The organism is Kribbella sp. NPDC056951 (genome assembly GCF_042674205.1).
GTDB classification, from domain to species: domain Bacteria; phylum Actinomycetota; class Actinomycetes; order Propionibacteriales; family Kribbellaceae; genus Kribbella; species Kribbella yunnanensis.
On record NZ_JBHUQZ010000002.1, the window covers coordinates 883,355 to 903,052 of the forward strand.

General features: G+C 67.5%; 22 protein-coding genes. 9 read left to right on the forward strand and 13 right to left on the reverse strand.

Annotated elements, in window-relative coordinates; translation table 11 throughout:
- Nucleotides 1–44 precede the first annotated feature (44 nt).
- The gene (locus ACFTSF_RS11555; protein WP_380153759.1) at nt 45–950 is read left to right on the forward strand and encodes a helix-turn-helix domain-containing protein; all 906 of its coding nucleotides are present in this window, start codon (nt 45–47) and stop codon (nt 948–950) included.
- Between the two features lie 9 nt (nt 951–959).
- Here ACFTSF_RS11555 and ACFTSF_RS11560 read toward each other — a convergent pair whose 3' ends face one another.
- A complete protein-coding gene (locus ACFTSF_RS11560; protein WP_380153760.1) occupies nt 960–2,285 on the reverse strand; it encodes a PLP-dependent aminotransferase family protein in 1,326 nt (441 codons plus the stop codon).
- Nucleotides 2,286–2,395: 110 nt separating this feature from the next.
- Between ACFTSF_RS11560 and ACFTSF_RS11565 the strand changes: the two genes are divergently transcribed.
- Genes ACFTSF_RS11565 through ACFTSF_RS11575 form a run of 3 tightly spaced genes read left to right on the forward strand, consistent with a single transcriptional unit; the run spans nt 2,396 to nt 5,177 of the window.
- Nucleotides 2,396–3,193, forward strand: coding sequence for an alpha/beta fold hydrolase (locus ACFTSF_RS11565; RefSeq protein WP_380153761.1), 798 nt, complete (start codon nt 2,396–2,398; stop codon nt 3,191–3,193).
- Nucleotides 3,190–3,939 (forward strand): SDR family NAD(P)-dependent oxidoreductase, encoded by a 750-nt coding sequence (locus ACFTSF_RS11570; protein WP_380153762.1) that lies wholly within the window; start codon nt 3,190–3,192, stop codon nt 3,937–3,939. Before ACFTSF_RS11565 ends, ACFTSF_RS11570 begins: the two co-directional genes overlap by 4 nt.
- 5 nt (nt 3,940–3,944) lie before the next feature.
- Nucleotides 3,945–5,177, forward strand: a complete 1,233-nt coding sequence (locus ACFTSF_RS11575) for an MFS transporter (RefSeq protein WP_380153763.1) — start codon at nt 3,945–3,947, stop codon at nt 5,175–5,177.
- Here ACFTSF_RS11575 and ACFTSF_RS11580 read toward each other — a convergent pair.
- The 4 genes from ACFTSF_RS11580 to ACFTSF_RS11595 are packed head-to-tail and all read right to left on the reverse strand — an operon-like array spanning nt 5,170 to nt 7,825.
- Entirely contained in the window at nt 5,170–5,913 is a 744-nt protein-coding gene (locus tag ACFTSF_RS11580) for a hypothetical protein (RefSeq protein WP_380153764.1), read from the reverse strand. The two genes, ACFTSF_RS11575 and ACFTSF_RS11580, sit on opposite strands and share 8 nt — an antisense overlap.
- Nucleotides 5,914–5,961: 48 nt before the next feature.
- On the reverse strand, nt 5,962–6,231 hold the full coding sequence (locus tag ACFTSF_RS11585) for a hypothetical protein (RefSeq protein ID WP_380153765.1): 270 nt from the start codon (nt 6,229–6,231) through the stop codon (nt 5,962–5,964).
- Between the two features lie 47 nt (nt 6,232–6,278).
- Nucleotides 6,279–7,121 carry a PhzF family phenazine biosynthesis protein gene (locus ACFTSF_RS11590; RefSeq protein ID WP_380153766.1) on the reverse strand — a complete coding sequence of 281 codons (843 nt, stop codon included), beginning with the start codon at nt 7,119–7,121 and terminating at the stop codon, nt 6,279–6,281.
- 44 nt (nt 7,122–7,165) lie between these two features.
- Nucleotides 7,166–7,825, reverse strand: a complete 660-nt coding sequence (locus tag ACFTSF_RS11595) for a hypothetical protein (RefSeq protein ID WP_380153767.1) — start codon at nt 7,823–7,825, stop codon at nt 7,166–7,168.
- 49 nt (nt 7,826–7,874) lie between these two features.
- Here ACFTSF_RS11595 and ACFTSF_RS11600 point away from each other — a divergent pair, with 49 nt between their 5' ends.
- Nucleotides 7,875–8,516 (forward strand): TetR/AcrR family transcriptional regulator, encoded by a 642-nt coding sequence (locus tag ACFTSF_RS11600; protein WP_380153768.1) that lies wholly within the window; start codon nt 7,875–7,877, stop codon nt 8,514–8,516.
- 71 nt (nt 8,517–8,587) lie between these two features.
- A complete protein-coding gene (locus ACFTSF_RS11605) occupies nt 8,588–8,800 on the forward strand; it encodes a DUF1918 domain-containing protein (RefSeq protein WP_344164530.1) in 213 nt (70 codons plus the stop codon).
- Between the two features lie 38 nt (nt 8,801–8,838).
- Here the strand turns inward: ACFTSF_RS11605 and ACFTSF_RS11610 are convergent, their stop codons facing one another.
- Entirely contained in the window at nt 8,839–10,131 is a 1,293-nt protein-coding gene (locus ACFTSF_RS11610; protein WP_380153769.1) for a hypothetical protein, read from the reverse strand.
- A gap of 114 nt (nt 10,132–10,245) precedes the next feature.
- Nucleotides 10,246–10,467 (reverse strand): hypothetical protein, encoded by a 222-nt coding sequence (locus ACFTSF_RS11615; RefSeq protein ID WP_380153770.1) that lies wholly within the window; start codon nt 10,465–10,467, stop codon nt 10,246–10,248.
- A gap of 367 nt (nt 10,468–10,834) precedes the next feature.
- Between ACFTSF_RS11615 and ACFTSF_RS11620 the strand changes: the two genes are divergently transcribed.
- Nucleotides 10,835–11,458, forward strand: a complete 624-nt coding sequence (locus ACFTSF_RS11620) for a helix-turn-helix transcriptional regulator (protein WP_344164501.1) — start codon at nt 10,835–10,837, stop codon at nt 11,456–11,458.
- A gap of 7 nt (nt 11,459–11,465) precedes the next feature.
- Here the strand turns inward: ACFTSF_RS11620 and ACFTSF_RS11625 are convergent, their stop codons facing one another.
- Genes ACFTSF_RS11625 through ACFTSF_RS11635 form a run of 3 tightly spaced genes read right to left on the reverse strand, consistent with a single transcriptional unit; the run spans nt 11,466 to nt 14,678 of the window.
- Nucleotides 11,466–12,260, reverse strand: coding sequence for an FHA domain-containing protein (locus tag ACFTSF_RS11625; protein WP_380153771.1), 795 nt, complete (start codon nt 12,258–12,260; stop codon nt 11,466–11,468).
- Between the two features lie 2 nt (nt 12,261–12,262).
- Nucleotides 12,263–14,062, reverse strand: coding sequence for a protein kinase (locus ACFTSF_RS11630; protein ID WP_380153772.1), 1,800 nt, complete (start codon nt 14,060–14,062; stop codon nt 12,263–12,265).
- Nucleotides 14,063–14,114: 52 nt separating this feature from the next.
- On the reverse strand, nt 14,115–14,678 hold the full coding sequence (locus ACFTSF_RS11635) for a TetR/AcrR family transcriptional regulator (protein WP_380153773.1): 564 nt from the start codon (nt 14,676–14,678) through the stop codon (nt 14,115–14,117).
- A gap of 94 nt (nt 14,679–14,772) precedes the next feature.
- Here ACFTSF_RS11635 and ACFTSF_RS11640 point away from each other — a divergent pair, with 94 nt between their 5' ends.
- A complete protein-coding gene (locus tag ACFTSF_RS11640; protein ID WP_380153774.1) occupies nt 14,773–15,642 on the forward strand; it encodes an alpha/beta hydrolase in 870 nt (289 codons plus the stop codon).
- Between the two features lie 4 nt (nt 15,643–15,646).
- Here ACFTSF_RS11640 and ACFTSF_RS11645 read toward each other — a convergent pair whose 3' ends face one another.
- On the reverse strand, nt 15,647–16,408 hold the full coding sequence (locus ACFTSF_RS11645) for an SDR family NAD(P)-dependent oxidoreductase (protein WP_380153775.1): 762 nt from the start codon (nt 16,406–16,408) through the stop codon (nt 15,647–15,649).
- An 89-nt stretch (nt 16,409–16,497) separates the two neighbouring features.
- Between ACFTSF_RS11645 and ACFTSF_RS11650 the strand changes: the two genes are divergently transcribed.
- The gene (locus ACFTSF_RS11650) at nt 16,498–17,061 is read left to right on the forward strand and encodes a TetR/AcrR family transcriptional regulator (protein WP_380153776.1); all 564 of its coding nucleotides are present in this window, start codon (nt 16,498–16,500) and stop codon (nt 17,059–17,061) included.
- A 3-nt stretch (nt 17,062–17,064) separates the two neighbouring features.
- On the opposite strand, the gene ACFTSF_RS11655 is transcribed toward ACFTSF_RS11650, so the two are convergent.
- Nucleotides 17,065–18,417 carry a hypothetical protein gene (locus ACFTSF_RS11655; RefSeq protein ID WP_380153777.1) on the reverse strand — a complete coding sequence of 451 codons (1,353 nt, stop codon included), beginning with the start codon at nt 18,415–18,417 and terminating at the stop codon, nt 17,065–17,067.
- A 67-nt stretch (nt 18,418–18,484) separates the two neighbouring features.
- On the reverse strand, nt 18,485–19,693 hold the full coding sequence (locus tag ACFTSF_RS11660; RefSeq protein ID WP_380153778.1) for a GNAT family N-acetyltransferase: 1,209 nt from the start codon (nt 19,691–19,693) through the stop codon (nt 18,485–18,487).
- Between the last annotated feature and the right edge of the window lie 5 nt (nt 19,694–19,698).

Below are 19,698 nucleotides of genomic sequence, written 5' to 3' on the forward strand. Positions count from 1 at the left end.
GGTCGACGGACGACGTCAGACCACCGGAACGTGTCGAATACTGGATGAGCGTCCTCAGCGCGGCCACCCGTTATCGAGTGGATCCGACCTGTTCGCCAGGGACCTTCCGGGGCCGGCTGCTTCGCATGGGCACGGTCGCCTACACACTCGGCCGGGTGTCGGCCGACTGTGCACAGGGACATCGCACCGCCCCCATGGCGTCCGCGGACCCGCACGACAGCCGCACGCTGATGGTGACGATCCGCGGTCAATTGCTGGTCAGCCAAGATGATCAGGAGTGCCGGGTCGGCCCAGGTGGGGCGTTCCTGGCGTCGTCCACCTCGCCGTTCGAAGCAAAGCTCGACCACGCGGACATCGCGCTGCTGACGATTCCCGGGACGGAGCTGGACAACCGCCTCCGCCCCGGGGCACGCCGGTCGGCATCCCGCATGCTCGATCTCAACCGCGGCCTGGGTCGCGTCCTCGTTGGCATGCTGGGAGAACTGTTCGCTCAGCGGGCGCACCTGTCGGCCGCCGAATTCGACGCGGTCTGCGACCGGCTGGTCGATCTCCTGTCCATGCTCGCCGTCGGCGACGACCGACCCGACACCGAGAGCGGCCTGGCCGAGGTCGAAGCCATGGTCAGACGCTACGTCCGAGAGCACGCCACCGACCCGACCCTGACCGGCGCCACAGTGGCACGTGCCCTCGGCTGGTCGCTACGCCAAGTCCAGTTGGCCATGCAGCGAGCAGGTACGACGCCCCGCGAACTGATCCGCGAAGAACGACTCGCCCTTGTGCACGAACGCCTCCGCAGCCCCGCCCACATCGTCATCGGCGAACTCGCCCACAGCTGCGGCTTCTCCTCCAACAGCGCCCTGAGCGTCGCATTCCGCCAGCGCTACGACATGAGCCCTCGAGAGTTCAGAGCGCAGTACCTGCTGGACACCCACCGAGCCGGAGCTGCCTGAAGTGCTGAGTTACTCGTAGTCGGTGTCGTCGGGGGTGGATCTGGCCACCTCTGCCAGGGCTTCCAAGGCCTGCTCGAGGATCTCGATCGGGGGTGAGGCGAGCGCGAGCCGAATCGCGTTCGGGGCCTGGCCGGGGCCGGTGGTGAAGGCGGCTGCCGGGGTGACGGCGATGCCGTGTCTGGCGGCGGCGCCGACGAAGGTCTCGGCCCGCCACGGCGCGGGAAGCGACCACCACAGGTGGTAGGCGGACGGGTTGGCCGAGACGGTGAACCCGGTGAGCCGGTCGGCGGCGATCCGCTGCCGGGCCTGCGCGTCGTCCAGCTTGGCCGCCACGATCTTTGCCACCGAACCGTCGGCGATCCAGCGGGTCGCGGCCTCCACGGCAAAAGCAGGAGCCGTCCAGCCTCCGGATCGTAGTGCGGAGGACAGACCACTCTTCAGCATGCGGGGCGCGACCACGAAGCCTGTGGTGAGGCCTGGTGCGAGTCGCTTGGTCAAGCTGTCCACCAAGACCGTCTGGTACGGCGCCAGTGCGGCCAGCGGTGTCACCGTTGGCTCGAGGAATCCGTTGACCATGTCCTCGATCGCGGGCAGGCCCAGCTCCGCGAGCACGGCCGCGACGTCCACGCGGCGGTCCTCGGGCATCGTGATGCCCAGTGGGTTGTGGAGGGTCGGCTGCAGGTAGACAGCGCGAACACCAGCAGTCCGAAGGGCGGCAGGTTCGATGCCGTGAGCATCCATCGCCAGCGGCACCAGCGTCACACCGAGCCGAGCGGCGATGCCTTTCATGACGGGGTAGGTCAAAGCCTCGACACCGAGCCGCTCCCCCGGTCCCACCAGTGCTGCAACGGTTGCCGCGAGCGCCTGGCGCCCGTTGCCGGCGAAGAGGATCTCCTCCGGCTGCGGACTCCAGTGCGGTCGGGACAGGAACTCCGCCGCCGTCTCTCGCGCTTCGGTGGTGCCGCTGACGGTTGCCGGCCGCAACGCGGCCGTCAGCACATCAGGCCGAACCAGTCCCGCCAGGCTGGGCGCCAGGAGCTCAGCCTGACCGGGCAGGATCGGAAAGTTGAACTCCAGGTCGACGCCGGCCCGCGCCGGTTCCGTCAGCACCTCGGTGGCCCGCTCGGTGGTCCGGACGAAGGTCCCCCGGCCCACCTCGCCCACCACCAGACCGCGGCGCACCAGCTCGCCGTACACGCGACTGGCGGTCGACACGGCGATCCGCCGATCGCGGGCGAACCGGCGCTGGGTCGGCAACCGCTCCCCCGGCCGCAGCCGGCCGGCGCTGATGTCAGCCCCGACCTGGTCCGCGATCCCCCGATAGTCCTCCGCCATCTCAGCTCCTCGCACCGCGATCATTGCACCGAGAGCAATATTATCATTGATCCGAGCAATCTCAGTGCATATGGTGAGAACGTCCAGCCGCCGCGGCCCTGAGGAGAACGATGCCGACAGCAACGATCGGCGACATCACCGTCGCGTACGACGAGATGGGCAGTGGTCAGCGGGTGCTCGTTCTGGTGCATGGGCATCCGTTCGATCGCACCATGTGGCAGCCGCAGCTCGAACACTTCGCAGCACTGGGCTTCCGCGTCGTCGCCGCGGATCTCCGCGGTTACGGAGAGACCTCCGTGCGGCCCGGGACCACGGCGTTCGAGACGTTCGCCGGTGACGTGATCGGTCTGGCCGATCACCTGGGCATCGGCACCTTCGTTCTGGGCGGCTTGTCGATGGGCGGGCAGATCGCGATGGAATGCTATCGGCTCTTCCCCGAGCGCATCACCGGCCTGATCCTCGCCGCCACCTCGGCCCGGGCCGAGACTCGGGCCGGCCGTGCCGTCCGGCATCAGATGGCCGACCGCCTCCTGGCCGAAGGGATGCCGCCGTACGCCGAAGAGGTCCTGCTCCAGATGGTGGCCCCCGGCAACTTGCTGGCGGCGCCGGACCTTGGCCACGACGTCATGACGATGATGCTCGGGACGCCGCCGGCCGGCGGGGCCGCGGCGCTGCGCGGGCGCGCCGATCGGCCGGACTATCTCGCAACGCTCGAAGGCGCGACAGTTCCGGCCCTGGTCATCGTCGGGAGCGAGGACGACTTCACCCCGATCGCGGACGCCGAGCTGATGCACACGACGCTTCCGGATTCGACGTTGACCGTCGTCGAAGGCGCCGCCCATCTGCCGAATCTCGAGCGTACGGCGGAGTTCAACGCCGTACTCGAAACCTTCCTGGAGCACGTATGAGCACGGTCCTCGTCACCGGCGCGAGCAGTGGCTTCGGTGCCGCCATCACCCGCCGGTTCGTCAAGGACGGCCACCGCGTCGTCGCGGCCGCGCGACGACGTGCGAGGCTCACCGCCCTCGCCGCCGAGCTCGGCCCAACGGTCCTGCCGGTCGTCCTGGACGTCCGCGATGCCGGGGCAGTCGGCGACCTGGTATCAAGCCTCCCGCCCGACTTCGCCGCCATCGACGTCCTGGTGAACAACGCGGGCCTGGCGCTCGGGCTCGCACCGGCGCAGACGGCCGACCCGGCGCAGTGGGAGCAGATGATCGCGACCAACTGCACCGGACTCGTCCACTGCACGCGCGCTGTCCTGCCGGGCATGGTCGAACGAGGAACCGGACACATCGTCAACGTTGGCTCCGTCGCAGGCACCTATCCGTACCCGGGCGGCAACGTCTACGGCGCGACCAAGGCCTTCGTTCACCAGTTCACCCTCAACCTGCGCAGCGATCTGCACGGCACCGGCGTCCGGGTCACCTCGATCGAGCCCGGTCTGTGCGGCGGAACGGAGTTCTCCGTCGTCCGCTTCGGCGGCGACGAGGAGAAGGCCGGCAGCGTGTACGACGGTGTGCAGCCACTCACCGCGGACGACATCGCCGAGTCCGTCGCCTGGGCGACTTCGCAACCGCGGCACGTCAATGTGAACGTGATCGAGCTGATGCCCGTGGCGCAAAGCTTCGCGCCCTTCCTCCTCCACCGCGGTTGACGAGGATGGACGGCGATTTCAAGCGGTTCTGGGCCGGCCAGTCGGTGTCCGCAGTGGGTACCCACGTGACGGCGGTGGCGCTGCCGCTGACTGCGGCTATCACCCTCGACGCCGGCGCCGCAGGCGTCAGTGCGATCGCGACTGCGAGCTATCTGCCGAGCGCGGTCCTTCCGTTGCTCGCCGGCCACTGGCTCGAAGGGCGGCGGAAGCGCGGACTGATGGTCGCCACCGACCTGCTCCGGGCGGCTGCCGTAGCGGCGATCCCCTTGGCCTGGGCGTTCGATCACCTCTCGGTGGCGATCCTGGTCGCAGTCGCGCTGGTGGTCGGCGCCGCGAGTGTCGTGTTCGACATCGCATCGTTCGCGTACCTGCCGGACTTCGTCCCCGAGCAAGAGCTGCCGGCCGCGAATCGAGCCCTTCAGGGCTCGTCCACGGCTGCTCAGGTCGGAGGCCCGGGCCTCGCGGGCCTCTTGGTGCAGATGCTCGGGCCCGCCATTGCACTGCTGGTCGATGCGATCTCCTACGTGGCGAGCGCCGTCGGCATCGCTGCTGCGCGACGCACGGAGGCTGCACCGCAGTCGACCGATGAGCGGCCCGGCCTGTGGGAAGGCGTCCGGCAGATCGCAGTGAGTCCCTTCCTGCGGTCCATGACGGTCGGCGTCGCGTTGTACAACGGCGCCGCGCAGATCATGGTCGTCAACCTGGTGATTCTTGCGGTGAAAGACCGTGGCCTGTCCGCAGGTGGTTACGGCATCGCGCTGAGCGCGGGCGGCGTCGGAGCGTTCGTCGGCGCGATGATCGTGTTACGCCCCGCGCGGCGCTTCGGCTACGGTCCCGCATTGCTCGGCTCGATCACGTTGTCGACAGGGGTGCCCGTAGCGCTGGCCTTCCTGCCCGGGCGTGGCCTCGAGTACGGCGTTCTGCTCGGGCTCGTGCAGTTCGGAGCCGGTATCGGCCTGGGCGGTGCGAACGTGTTGTCGGTGACCATCCGCCAGCTGTTGATCCCCCGCACTTCGCTTGCCCGGAGCAACGGCGCCTATCGGACGTTCACGTATGGCGTACTCCCCCTCGGAGCCGCACTGGGCGGGGTCCTCGGCAGCACGTTCGGTCCCACGGTGGCGGTCGCCGTCGGCACCGCGGGCATGGCGGTGTCCGCCGTACCGATGTTCGTGGTCCGCGAGGTTCGCAACCTCACGACACCGATCGCGTTGAAATGCAACCGGTCACTGATCAGCTGAGTTCTGAGCGGGTGAGGCGGAGGAAGGCTTTGAGGCCGGCTATGACTTCCTGGTTGTCGGTGAGGCGAGTCAACGAGTGCTCGAACTGGCGGGCATGGGCGTCCACCTTGGCGTGCAACGCTCTGTCCCGAGCGACCGCGCTGGCCTCGGCAGCGGCCAGCCCCTGCTCCAGCTGAGACAGGCGGACGTGCTGATCATTCGATTCCGCCCGCAAGGTCTTGAGGTCGGTCTTCAGGGTCTCCAGGCGGCGAAGGGTTTCGATCAGGTCGTCACGGGGGTGCTTGACGTCTTGCAGCATCGCGGTCATCCGGTCGCGCAGGTAGCTGAAGTAGGCGCCGGTCGGGCGGAAGAACGTGCTGACCAAGTAGAGGCCGGCCAGGTAGTAACCGATCGCGCCACCGGAAAAATAGGTGACCAAGGCAACGAGTGCCGCGGACACCAGATGCGAGCCGACCGCGAACCAACGCATGCGCGAGGCAATACGTCGTACCTCCGGCTCCCGCTCCGCCGGTACGTCGATGCCGCGGTCACGGCTCGTCCGGATCTCGTGAATCAACGCATGCGCCTGGAAGTACAGGTTCCACGGCACAGTCAGCAGCAGAATCAGCCACAACAGGCAGAGAGCAGCCAGGAACAACGACAGGATCTCCTGCAGCGGCACGTCGGCGATCGCAACCAGCACGATGGCAACAACCGTGACGACCACAGCCCCACAGAACACCCAGATCTTCGACATACCCAGCAGCCTGCCCGAGGCCACCACCCCCGGAATCGGTACAAATACTCAGGTGGGTCCGACCGATGTGAGCAGAAGGAAGTACCAGGCCAACGGGACAGCGACACCTGCGGCGATGCCCAGTACCCACTTTCGTAATACGAAGCAGAGCACAGCGGCCACCAGCAGGAGCAGCTCGGCAACGGTGAAGAGGCTGTGCCAGGTCCCGTACTCCGGCGGCAAAGGCGTTCCCGGCTCCCGGTCACTGGGGACGGCGTACATCGCGTTGATCATCGTCACGAAAACAGCCACCAACAGCAAGACCGTCGCCCCGACCACCGTCCAAACCTTCACTTCTCGCCCATCGTCACCGCTCGACCGCGCCATCAGACGAGGGCCGTGCCGCGGAACAGGGTGTTCGTCGCTCCACCGACCCAGACGCTGCCATCGGTCTCCGCGGTGATCCTGATGTCACCGGCCCTGCCCAGCCGCTGGCCTTGCGAGACGCGGTAGCTGCCCGGCACTGCGCCGGTGCGGATGGGCCACTGGCCGACCGAGGCGTTCATGCTGCCGCAGACCGGATCCTCCGCCACTCCAATGCCCGGCGCGAACGTGCGCATCTCGAAAGCGTGCTCCGACCCGTCCGGATAGGCGCCGATCACGCCGACCATCGCAGTCGGGATCCGCGACAGGTCCGGTTCCAGTTCGAGCACCTCCCGCGCGGTCGCCAGCCGGACGACACCCCAGCCGGGCCCGTTGTCCACCCACTGATGGGACAGCACCTGGTCACGCTCGATACCGAACGCGGCCATGACCTGCTCGACGTACTCCTCCTCGAGCTCACCAGTACGGCGCGTAGGCGGAGCAGCAAACGCCAAGATGCCGTCAGTACGTCGTACGTCGACCAACCCGGCCTCGCATTCCTGCACGAGTCGCTGCTCACTGCGCGGCCGCCCACCCGCTTCGAGCCAGGCATGGGCGGACCCTAGCGTGGGGTGACCGGCGAACGGGAGCTCGCCACCGGGAGTGAAGATCCGCAACCGGTAGTCGGCATCCGCGGCGGCGGGCGTCAGCACGAACGTCGTCTCGGACAGATTCGTCCACCGGGCGACCCGCTGCATCGCGTCGGTATCCAAGTCATCCGCGTCAAGGATCACCGCGACGGGATTGCCGAGGTAGGGGGCCGGCGAGAACACATCGACCTGCGCGAACGGACGTGAGCGTGCCATGACGCGAACCATACGACGCCGAAGACCACCAGCGCAGAACCGAGTCACGACCCGAGCTGCGGTCGGTGCTTGATGAGCGCGGTGCCGTAGGCCAGTAGCCAGGCGACCCAGAGCAGCCAGCCGGTCAGCCCGATCAAGCCGAAGACTCCACCCCGGTCGATCACGAGCGGCGTCAGTACGGCGGAAGCGAAGGTCGGCGTGGCCGCGGCGAATCCGAGCAGTTGGTGCCAACGCCGAATGAGTCCGCAGCGGAAGCCGGCGATGGACAGCCCGATCAGCGCGACCGCGAGAAAGGTGCCGTTGATGGTGAGCAGCGCATCCTGCAACGGCCACAGTGCGCTCGCCTCGCCGGGTTGCTGCACCACCGCGAGCCTGGCGCCGATCACCCCGACGAACACCGCCGTCTGGAGGAGGAGTCCCGCGACGCCGACCACCGACCAGGCCTCGCCGCGCCGGCGTTCCAACGGCCAGAGCACCACGAAGGCGCCGGCCGCGAAGAGCACGATGCCGAACCAGGCGATCGGCGTCAGCGCCGAGGACCATTGCACGAGCCCGCCGTGATCGGCCACGAACCTGCTCGCCTCGGCGGGGTCGGCTCCGGGTGACGGATGCCCGGCCGGGACTGTGATCAGGTTGCCCAGGACGATCATGGTGGCGAAGCCGATCGCGCCCGAGCCACCGATACGATTGAATTGAGTAGTCACGTATTGATTATGACAGGTGTAAAGTGAATACCGAACAGAGAGGACCTGAGTGAGCGAGGACAGCGGCTCCGGCGGCGAGCGGCGGCGATACGAATCGCTGCGGCGGGCGGCGCAGGCACAGGAGACCCGAGCCGAGATCGCCCGTACGGCGCGCGAGCTGTTCGTCGCTCACGGATGGGCAGCCACCACGGTGCGCGACGTCGCGCGGGAGGCCGGCGTCTCCGTACCGACCATCTACGCGACCTATCGCAACAAGACCGGCCTCGCTCTCGCCCTGGCCGACGCGGCCGACCTGGCCGCCGACCTGCCGCGACTCGTCGAAGAACTCGCCGTCGCCGGACCCCGCGACCAACTCGCCGCCATGGCCGCCTACGACCGCCGCCTCTACGAGCGCGCCGGCGACGTGATCCAGCTGGTTCGCGACGCAGGCCGCACCGAGCCCGACCTGGCGAACACCTACGCCGACGGACGCCGCCGCGCCGACGAGGCCCGCCATCAGGTCTTCACCTCCTGGCCCCCCGGCACCCTGCGCGTAGACGTCCCCCAAGCCCTCGACATCTACGCCGCGCTCTGCACGATCGACGTCTACAACACCCTCACCATCGAGCGAGCCTGGTCCCCCGACCAGGTCCAGACCTGGTGGGCCGAAACCCTCCCCCAACTCCTCCTGCCCCCTTCGGGTCTGGACTGACTGCCGGAAGGCGAGCAGAGTCGGTTGTGGACGGCTTCGGCCCGCGGGCCGTCTGTGGAAGGGAGGGCGGCATGAAGGCTACGCAGGGGAACTGGGTTGTGGTGGAGAGCACGCACCTGGACACGCCGAAGCGGCGCGGCCTGATCCTGGAGGTGCACGGCCCGGCGGGCGAGCCGCCGTTCCTCGTCCGCTGGGACGATACGGGGACTGAATCTGTTTTCGTCCCAGGCCCCGGGGCGCACATCCTGACGGCTGACCAGATGCAGGCCCAGCACGGCCACTGAACTGCCCCGGAGTGGATCCCGGGGCAGCCAGACGCGTTCTACTGCTGGTAGAAGCAGCAGGTGCCGGTGGCGCCCATGGTGAGGTTGATGACGCCGCCGTCGGGGTTTTCGGTGCCTCGGACGTAGTAGCCGCCGAGGCCGTCGTGGACCAGGAAGGCGCCCCAGGTGAGGAGCCAGTTCTCGGTGCCGTTGTCGGTGGGGAAGGCTTCGGGGAGGGGTTGGATGCGGCGTTGCAGGACCCATGGTTGGTCGACTGCTTCGGTGAGGTGGGTGGACCAGGTTTCGGGGGTGGTCTGCCAGCCCAGGAGGACGCCTTCGCCGCCGTGGAGGGCGGCTGGTTTGAGGACCAGGTCGGACTGGTTCTCCTTGGCGTAGTTGACGAGATCGGCGCGGACCATCCGGGTCCACGGTACGAGGCGGTCGATGGCCTCTTGCTCCTCCGGGCGGAAGCGGGAGCGGTTGGCTTCGTCGGAGAGGATCGCCAGCGCGCTCTTGCTTCCGTACAGTTCCGCGTCCAGTGGGGTGAAGATCGCTACGTGTCCGCGCTCGCTGGCTCGCAGTACCGGCTCTAGCAGTTCTACTGCGCCTGGCTTCAGTAGGTCCTCGATCATGAACAGGCGGAACACGATGTCGATCGCGCGGTCGCCGTGCCAGATCCGGTCGTCGCGGTACTCGAGTTCGTCGACCGGGCAGGCCAGTGCGTCGATGCCGAGTGGGGCCAGCGCCGCCGCGCTTCGGTGTAGCTGGACGGCCAGGTCGGGATAGCTGTCCGGGAAGTCGGCGATCGCCATCACCGGACGGACGCCGGTCGGGACCTTGGCCTCGGTCAGGATGGTCTTGACCACCTGAGCCATCGTCTCGGTGTAGGTCAGGTTGTTGCGCTTGACGAAGTCGGCGATGAACGGATGCTCGAGCATCGCCTCGTTCAGTACGGCGTTGTCGACCCCGCCCGCCGTACTTCCGAGGTTCAGCTCCAGTAGCCAGAAGCCGTGTTCGTCGCGGTACAAGTCGGCCCGCCCGAAGCGGCTCGGCGCCGGCCCGCGTCCTCGGCTCACCGCGACTGCCTGGGCCTCGGCCAGACCGGCGGCCTGGGCGAACCGGGCGATGTCACCACCGAAGAGGCGGTCCGGGATGCTGGTCAGGGCCTGGTGCAACAAGCCCAGATCCTCGGCGAGACGACGGTGTTCGGCCGCCTCCAGGAACACCGGGCGGGTCAGGCAGCGCCCGCCGTACCCGGTGGCATCCAGCCGGGGCTCGGCCGCCGCGCGTAGTTCGCTTGGCTTGGGTCCCTGGTCGGCTGCTGCCGCGAGATAGCTATCGGTCAAAGACATAGGAGTACTCCTCCCCACCGGCCGCCTTGGACGTCCCGCGCCGCGAAGTAGTCAACGGGATCTGGGCTGCCGTGGCCCGCAGGGTAGACAGGTTCCGGCAGTGGCCGGAAGAGGTCAGCGTGGGGTGACCTCGAAGACCGTGGTCGAGCCCTTCACGGACCGGACGCGAACGGAGTAGCCGCCGATCACCACGGGCTTGCCCAAGCGAGCGATTGCTGTTGCCTCGCCGACAGAGATCTGTACGCCGTTCTTCACCTGCACCGGCGTGAACATCTCGCCGTCCGGGCCGCAGGTGAACGAGCCGCCGACGATCGCGCTGCCGTCGATCAAGCTCATGTTGATGTTGTCCCGGGTGAAGGTGCCGACGCATTTCGCCGGTGGCGGCTTCGGCTTCGGCTTCGAAGGGGTTGTCGGTGCAGGAGTAGGTGTGGGTGTGGGAGTAGGTGTCGGAGTCGCACTCGGCGGTGGTGCTGACGCAGGGCTGGAGTCTGATCCGCACGCGCCGAGGGCGAGACACAGCACGGCCAGGGCAACTCCCCCGCCGTGACGCCTGAGTTGGTTCATGCGGTTCACTCTGGGCGGCCAATCCACCCCCGCGACGGTCCTGGCCCGTTGCTGCCAGGGCGGGGAGAAGTTGGGGACCGGTCCCGAGGGGGTGGCTGTACAAAGATCGGGACGCTCACCTCTTGGGGGTACTACGACCATGACCGTCACTACGTTCGCTCAGCAGACCAGTGGGGTTGCCGCCATCCTGGCCGGTGCTCGCGAGGAGGTCATATCGATCAGCACCTTGACGCCTACCAGGGCGGCGTTCGGGCCGCGTGATGTTCGTCCCGGTGTTCGGTATCGGGCGATCTTCCCGGACAGTGCGCGGACTGCTCCGCGGTTGTCCCGTCGGCTCGGGGCACTCGCGATGGCTGGGGTTGCGGTGCGGACGACGCCGGGGGCGGTGATCAACGCGCTCGTCATCGACGGTCAGACTGCTGTGCTGCCCTCGGACAACAACGACGGCAGCGTGGCCGTGCTTCGGTTGAACAGTGTCGTCGCGGCGGCGACCGGGTTCTTCGAACGGGTTTGGGGTGATGCGGTGCCGCTCGTCGGCACCGACATCGTCATGACCGCCGAGCTGTCCTGGCGGGAGCAGGAAGTACTGCGGTTGATGGCGGTCGGGTCTACCGATGAGCATGCTGCGGCCCAGTTGGGGATCTCCGTGCGGACCGTACGGCGGATGGTGGCTCAGCTGATGAATCGGCTCGGCGCGCGCAGCCGATTCCAGGCCGGGGTGAAGGCCGCGGATCGAGGCTGGTTGCTGGACTGGCTGGACTGATGCCGCCTCAAGCCGGCGGAGGATTGTCCCCGTCCAGCTCGAGCCACTCCAGATCCATCGGCACGATGCTGGTGGACTGCACGAGCTCCCAGATCAGATTGACCGTGAGGGTCAGGCCGACCGGTTCGCCGACCTCGTCACGGCGCAGGCCAGCGACACCGGCGTCGGACAGTCGTTGCCGCAGCCGGGAGACAATGTGTTCGACGCGCTTGGCGGTCCAGGTCTCCTGGGGGCGCAGGTCGGCGAGCTCGGCCGCGGCCTGTTGCCTGGTCAGTGGCAGGGGCTGCAGATCGTAGGCCAGGTAGCGCTGGGCAAGAACTGTCAGTGTGAGGTGTTCTTCCGGGGTCAGCCGCCAGCGCTTCGGCGGTACCGTCAACTGGCTCGGCCGAGGTTGTGCGTCGCGGCCATCGCCGTCCGAGATCAGCACCTCCAGAAGATGCTCTCGGTGCCGGTTCCCACGCAGGAAGAGCGTCGTGTAACCGGCCGCCAACGGCAGCGGCTCAGCACCGCTATGGAGCAGTACGGCGTTCGACACGCGGATCGGAAGCCGGCCGTGATTGCGCAGCCACCAACTCCCCGCGTCGTACGTGATCGTGCCGTGCACCCGGCTGATCCGTACGTCGTTCTCCCCGATGCACAGGTCGACGGCCAGCCGGTTGCGCCCGAAGCTGATCTCGGCCTTGGGGGCAGGCGGTACGACCAGGTTCTCCGTCACCGTGAGCACGCTCAAGGTCCCCGGCTGCGATTCGTCCGGGGCGTGCCGAAGACTCCGGAACTGGTTGAACTTCGCTCGCGGCTCCATGGTCAGGGGACGTCCGGCAGTCGTCGTACGACGGCCTCGGCCGCTGCTCGGGTGCGCGCACAGACGGCGGCTGAGCTCGCAGCGGATTTGTCGGCCAGCCGAACGGAAACCACCTCTTCACGCATTTCGTCGGTGCCGTCCAGCACCGGCAGCCTCGGTTTGTAGAGCCAGTGAACCACCACCGCCGTACAGATGGCCTTGTTGTCGGGGTCGGGGATCAGGCGCGCGTTCCGGTCACCGACCTTGATGACCTTCCCACCCCAGTCGTCGTCACCTTCGATCGTCCATTCCCGGGTGAACTCGGCGCTGACCTCGTTCGCCTTTCCGTCCCAGGTACATCCCCAATGACCGAAGTCCGCCTTCGGCGGATCGCTGGGCTCGTCGATGGCCTGACTGGCCTCGGCGGTGTTGAGCAGCGTGCAGGCGTCGACATGCAGCAGCGAATCAGCAGGCAGCTCCGGTCGCGGCGGCAGCGGGCCTTTCGACAAGGTCGCCAGCACGTCCTGCATCAGCGATTCCGCGAACGGACACAGCTTCGCCTGCTTCGCCTTGTTGATGCGGTACGACGTGATCGTGAGGCGGTTGCCGTCCGGCAGGTTGACGGCGCGCTCGCAGTTCGATTCCGTCTCGTCGGGTCGTTCGATCTCGCCCATCTGGCCGGGCACCACCGGACGCGACGGATACTCTTCCGGACCGGTGAACTCGAGGGCGGACTGCACCTGGCCGCTGTTGTCCTTGAGGGTGCTCGAGATGACGCAGCTGGCGAAGTTCCTGACCTCGGGGTCGACGAACGCCTCGCCGAACTCACGCAGCGCGTCCGTGGGGATCGCCGCGCAGGGATCGACCGCCGCCGGATCTGCTCCGAGCCCGATCAGATTCGACTTGGCTGCGGGTGCTTCTGGACCACGGGGCAGGAACCACGCCAGCAGTACGGCGCCCACCACCGCGATCGCGGCGACCGCGGTCAGGATCGCTCCCCGTCGTACCGGCCGTAGGCGTCGTTTCCAGGAGCGGCGTGGCAGATCGGCCCCCTGGATCAGCGCGACGGCCTCCGCTGCCGAGGGACGATCCGCCGGGTTCGGCTCCATCAGGGCATCGAGCAGCCGCCTGATCTGCCGGGCGCGCTGGTAAGGCAGGGGCGAGCCCTTTGCCGCGCGCTGGATCTGGGAGAACGGCCCGTCGGCGCCGTCACCCCAGGGCGACTGGCCCTCGACGGCCGCGTAGAGGGTGGCACCGAGCGAGAACACGTCGGAGGCCGCGTTCGCCTCCGCGCCGTTCGCGACCTCGGGTGTGACATAGCCCAGCGTGCCCGTCAGCTGGGCTCCGCCGGTCTGCGTGACCTCGGTCCAGCGCGCGATCCCGAGATCGGTGAGCTTGACGACATCGTCCTCGGTGACCAGGACGTTGGCCGGCTTGATGTCGCGATGCACGATGCCACGCTGGTGAATCGCGACCAGAGCCGTCGCCAACTGGGCGCCGATCGCGAGCACCCGGGACTCCGGGACCGGACCGTCGGTTTCGATGATCCGATCCAGGCTCATCGCCTGCACGTACTCGGTCACGAGCCACTGCGCGTCCCCGTCGACGACGGTGTCGAAGACCGCCACCACGTTGGGATGCAGCAACCCGGCACCGACTCTGGCCTCGCGGCGGATCTGACCGGCGCTCCCGGCGATCGCCCGCTTGAGCGACACCTCGCGGCCCAGTTCCAGGTCGACCGCGCGCCAGACAGCCCCCATCCCGCCCTGGCCGAGTTCTTCTTCCAGGCGGTAGCGACCGGCGACGAGCGAGCCAGGATCCATCGGGACATCGTAGGAACCCCCGCCGCCGGACGCCACTTCGGTCACCGCCCGGCTAGCTGCGGAGGGTCGGCAGGGATGCGATGAAGCGCTCGGCCGCGTCGTCGACCTCGGCCTCCGGAGTCAGCAACCGCTGCAGCAGCAGTCCTCGCAGGCACGAGACGGCGATGAGACTCTGCTGCTTTGCTTCCGTCGCCGTGTGTCCGTCGCGACGTGCTGCCGCTTCGAGGGCCTGAACGAGATCGTCGAGGCCGGCGACGAAACTCTGGTAGGCGTCGCGCTCGTAGACGGCGAGCCCGACCAGGTGGAAGAAGGCACGAATTCGATCCTCGTGGGCGGCGTCCGAATAGAAGTCCCAGATCGCCCTGCACAGCGGAACGAATCCGAGCTCGTCGCCCGTCTCGGCGATCACGAGGTTGTCGCGGCGGCGCGCCTCCGACAGCACTGCGCCGAGGAGGCTCGGTCGGGATCCGAAGTGGTAGGTCAGCAGCGTGTGGTGCACGCCGAGCCGCTCGGCCACTTGGCGCATCGACAGGCTCGGGCTGGGACCGCTCTCGCCGAACTCGTCGAACAACGCCTCGAGCAATCGCTCGCGCCCTTCACCGGCAGCCGATCTCATCGTGCCTCCCTTGCTGTCCTCACCACTGTTGAGTACAGTAACCGACAGTGAACTCACCACTGTTTAGTTCAGCTCGCACAGACAAGGATGACTCTTGACGCAGATCCCGGTAGCGCAGATCCTCGGCAACACCGACTACTTCGAGATCGACTCGGCGGCGGTCGGCGGGCGTTTCGGGATCTGGGTGACGACCTCGCCGAACTACGCCGACGACGAGGAGCGCTATCCGGCGCTCTACGTGACCGACGGAAACTTCAGCGTCGGGCAGACCGCGCCCTTGGCGGTGATGCAAAGCGATGTCCTGTTGCCGATCGCGCCGTACCTTCAGGTGACCGTGGGCTACACGGGCGCGGAAGCCGACGACTGGAGCCGGGTTCGAAACCGGGACCTCGTTCCGCCGGGCGAGCCGCTCCCTCCGGACATGCGATCCACGCTAGACCTTGCCGTCGAGAGAGGGGCGATGACCCAGGCGGAGGTTGATGCCTACCTCGCCGAGCTCGCGACCGCCCGCGCCGATGCCTTCCTCACTTTCCTCACGGACGAACTGCATGCGGAAGTGTGTCGCCGGTACCGCGTTGCTCCGACCGGCCACGGACTCTTCGGCTACTCGTACGGCGGACTCTTCACCTTGTACGCCTTGCTCAGCGGAGCCTCGCTGTTCTCGAAGTACGGAGCGGGCAGCCCGGGTGTCGCTTCCTTCGACAGCACAGTTCTCAAGCTCGCCGACGCCCAGCCCGATCTGAGCGGCACGCGGCTTCACGTGACTTTGAACGACGTGGAGCTGACCGGACAGCTGCCGATCTACCGGATGCTCGGTCGCGGAAGCGCGCAGCTCATCGACAGCCTGCGCGCTTCGGAGACAGGCGTGACCCTCACAGCCGCCGTACTCAAGGAAACCCACGCCACGGGTCTGCAGGCGTCCTTCCTGAGCTTCATGCGGGCTTGTTACGGGGCCACCTCGTAGGCCCTCAGCGTTCGTTCGGCCCCAGCCAGAGACCGCCGTTGACCTCGAGAACCTCGCCGGTGACCCAGCGGGCATCAGCGGAGGCGAAGAAGGCGATGACATCGGCGATGTCCGGGGCCTGGCCATGGCGGCCGAGCGCGACCATGGTGGCAACGCGCCCGGCGGAGGTCGGGTCCTGGAGCCAGCCGTTCATGTCGGTTTCGGTGATACCGGGCGAGACGGCGTTCACGGTGATCCCACGCGGGCCGAGGGTGCGCGCGAGCGAGCGTGTGAATACGTTGAGCGCACCTTTGGTGATCCCGTAGGTGATCTCCGGCTGGGCGAACCAGGTGACGCCGGAGGACACGTTCACGATCCGGCCGCCGTCCGGGATCAACGGCAGCACCCGCTGAGTGAGGAACAGCGGCGCCTTCACGTTGATCTCGATCAGCCGGTCGAACGCCTCGGGCGTGACGTCGTGGATGTTGTCGTCGTAGTCGACGATCGCGGCGTTGTTCACCAGGATGTCCAGGCCGGCGCCGTCCAGCCCGGCGACGAGTCCGTCATGGAGTGCATCGACGGCACCAGCCGTCCCGAACTCAGCCGGTACGGCGAACGCCGCACCGCCCGCTGCCGTGATCGCCTCGACGGTCTCCTTCGCCGCTGCCTCGTTCGTGCCGTAGTGCACCGCGACTCGCGCACCGTCCGCCGCCAGCCGTTCCGCCACGGCACGCCCGATCCCCCGCGAACCGCCGGTCACCAGTGCTGTCTTTCCCTGCAAGCTCATATCGAAGATCCCTACTCTCGTCAGCGACTAGGAACGATCCCTAACATAGACGATAGGGAACGATCCCTAACATTGCTACCCTGGAGCTTGTGACGACCCGCAGAAGTTCCGCCGAGACGCGTGAGCACGTGCTCGCGGTCGCACACGAGCTCTTCTACTGGCAGGGCATCCGGGCGATCGGCGTCGACCGGATCGCCGCCGAGGCCGGCATCGCGCCAACCACGCTGTACCGGCTGTTCGCCTCCAAGGACGACCTGATCGCGGCGTACGTCGAGCGCGCGCACGAGGCCTATCGCGAATGGTTCCGCTCGGCGCTCGATCGTGGTGGCGACGATCCGCGCAAGCGCGTGCTGGCGCTCTTCGACGAGCAGAACGCGATGCTCCAGCCCGAGGTCTGCCGGGGTTGCCCGTTCCTGATGGTGCTCACCGAGTTCCCGGACGGAACGACGGCGAGTCACCAGCAGGCGGTCCAGATGAAGCAGTGGGTGCACGACCAGTTCGCCGTACTGGCCAAGGAGTTGACCTCCGACAACCCTGATCGGCTGGCGACGCATCTGACGCTGATCTTCGAGGGTGCCTATGCGTCCGTCCAGGCACTCGGCATCGACGGCCCGGCCAATCAGGCACGAGCCTTGGTCGAGACGCTGCTCTGATTCTCAGGGAAGGACGAGGGTCGTGACCGAGCGCGCGGGCAGGGCGAGGGTTGCGGTGCGGTTGGCGATCGGCAGTGTGCGGGTCTGACGTGGGGTCCCGGCCGTCTCGGTGGATTGCCAGACCTGTGCGGTGCCGGCCGAGTAGCCGGTCAGGTTCAGCGTGGTGGTGGTCGCCGTGGTGGCGGCGTTGACCAGGACGATGTTCTTGGCGCCGGTTGATGCGAAGGCGCGCAGCAGGTTGTTACTCGAGGTGGTGGTGACCATGGTCGTGCCGAAGTGGCGGAACAGACCTTCGCCGGTGAACATGCCCAGGCCGTGGTAGATCGGCGTCGGATCGCTGACCGGGATGCCGCCTTCGCCTTCGGTGCTGGTGATGCCCAGGCCGGTGTTCTTCGCGGCGTTACCGTTCTTGTCGCCGTACAACAGCGTGGCGACGCCGGACTGCAGCATCGTGCCGAGGGCTGCCGCGCCCCAGACAGTGGCCAGGTGCGAGAGCATCAGAGTGCCGTCAGGATCGGCGTAGTCCATGTTCCACTCGCCAATTTGGATCGGCACGTCCCGACCGGTCAGCCTGGCGATACGGGCCTTGAGGTCGGCGATGTCGGAGCGGTAGCTGTCGATCACTGTGGTGAGGAGTTCCTCGGGGGTGTACCGCGCGTACCCGGCGCCATAGTCGTGGTAGTCGATGAAGTCGACGCGGCTCCCGGACACAGACAGGAACGTGTCCATGTACGGCGTACCGAACTGCGGCTCGTACGACGCCAACGCCGGCCCACCCACCTGTACGGCGGAGTCCAGTGCATGCAGCGCGTCGTGCACCTGGTTGTAGCGAGCGCTGTATTCGTCAGCGCTCATCTTCTTCGGGTTGCCGCCGTTGTCGTGCTCGTTGCCGTAGATGAACTTGCGCACCGGCGTACCGGTCGCCTTGAAATGCTGGTAGATGTTCTGAGCATCGGCGAGGTCCTCGGCAGCGGACCGGCGTCCGTCCGCGGGCAGAATCAGCATCGGTTCGGCGCCGAGTTCGCGGATCGCCGCGACCCAGGCATCACCGGTGATCGCGGTATCGCAGTACGAACCGCCACACACCAGCTTGCCGTTGGCGTCGTACAAGAGTTCCATCCGCAGTACGCCGAAGCGCTGCCGGCGAAGGTTCTCTCGGTGCTTGGAGTCGTTGGTGATGTAGTGCTGGTTGCCATAGCCGGTGATGTCGAGGCCGTAGTCGTTCGCGTCGAGCGTGGTGACCGGCTTGGTGAAGTCGACCGTGACGGTCGCCGTCGCGGCGTGGGCGGGAAGACCGGGCAGAAGGAGAACGGCGGCCGTCAGGAGCGCGGCCGCCATCGTCGGTTTCGTGCGCATGGCTCAGCTTCTCAGCTCAGACCCGCCGAACCGTGTCCACTTGTAGCCAGCTGCCGCAACTGGTCAGCTAGAAGATCTCGATGCTCTTCGGAGCGATCGGCCAGCCCAGCGCGGCTGAGGTGGCGGCCAGTGCGCCCGGGGTGTGTTCGGTGACCCTGCCAGTCGCGGCGTACTCCCCCAAGGACCGGCCGCCGAGGTAGGTGGCGGAGAGTTCGCTCACCGACAGCGACAGATCCGGGGCAGCCTCGGTGCGTTCGCAGGTGGCCTTCTGGAAATCACCAGTCAGGTGGAATCGTCCGTTGTTGTGCTCGATGAGGTCATCGGTCACCTCCAGTACGACGTCCACACCGGTCGCATAACGGCGTTCCGCAAGGGCGCGGCTGACGTCAGTGAGCCGGACCCACAGCGACTCGCCGACCCGGCGGACGAGAGCGGACGGGTTGGCCACCAACTGCTGCACTGGCTCGTCGAGCGCGGCGTGGTTGTACTGAATCTTGCCGACCAGATCCAGCGTCAGCACGTGATGCCACAGTGCGTGGTAGGCCGTCGGATCGACCGCGACAAGCTCCTCCAGAACCACCTCGTTGGCCGGTCCTTCGGCTACCCAGCTCATCTTGCCGCGCCACAAGGCATATCCATCCAGGGCTCCCGTGGCATCGCGGTGGACCAGGATCTTCCGTGGGGTCGCCCCGCCGCGATCTTCAGGCTTGTCCTGAAGCCGCTTACGCCACAGCAGCTCCGACCGCCCCGACACCCCAGGCCGGCTCTCCTGCAAGGCCCGCAGTAAGGCAGACAGCTGTACGGCGGCGTCCTCCGCGGTCAGCTCCTCGACGCGGTCAGCGCCGCGCGGCCCGGGAGTCGGCAAGACCCTGTGCGGGTTGACCTCGTACGACACGTTCCAGGCCGCCGCCGCATACCCGAACCGCCCGTAGATTGCAGCCTCGCTCGCCCACAGCACCGCCAACGCCTCCGGCGCTTCGCGCAGTTGCCGGCTCATCAAGCTGGACAGGATCCCCCGCCGCCGGTGGGTCGCCTGAACGCCGACCGCGGTGACATGCGCCGCCGGCACCACGGCACCCGGAACCGACAGATCCCGGCTCAGCGCCTTCGCCGTACCGACCACCAGGTCGCCGTCCGTCGCCACCAAGGCACGCTCGGGCTCGAACAGCTCCCGGTCCAGATCGGACGACGTACTGTCGAACATCATCGCCGTGGCGAACAGAGTCCACAGCTGGTCGTGGTCATCTGACGTCGCTGCCCGCAGCACAATTCCCATGACGG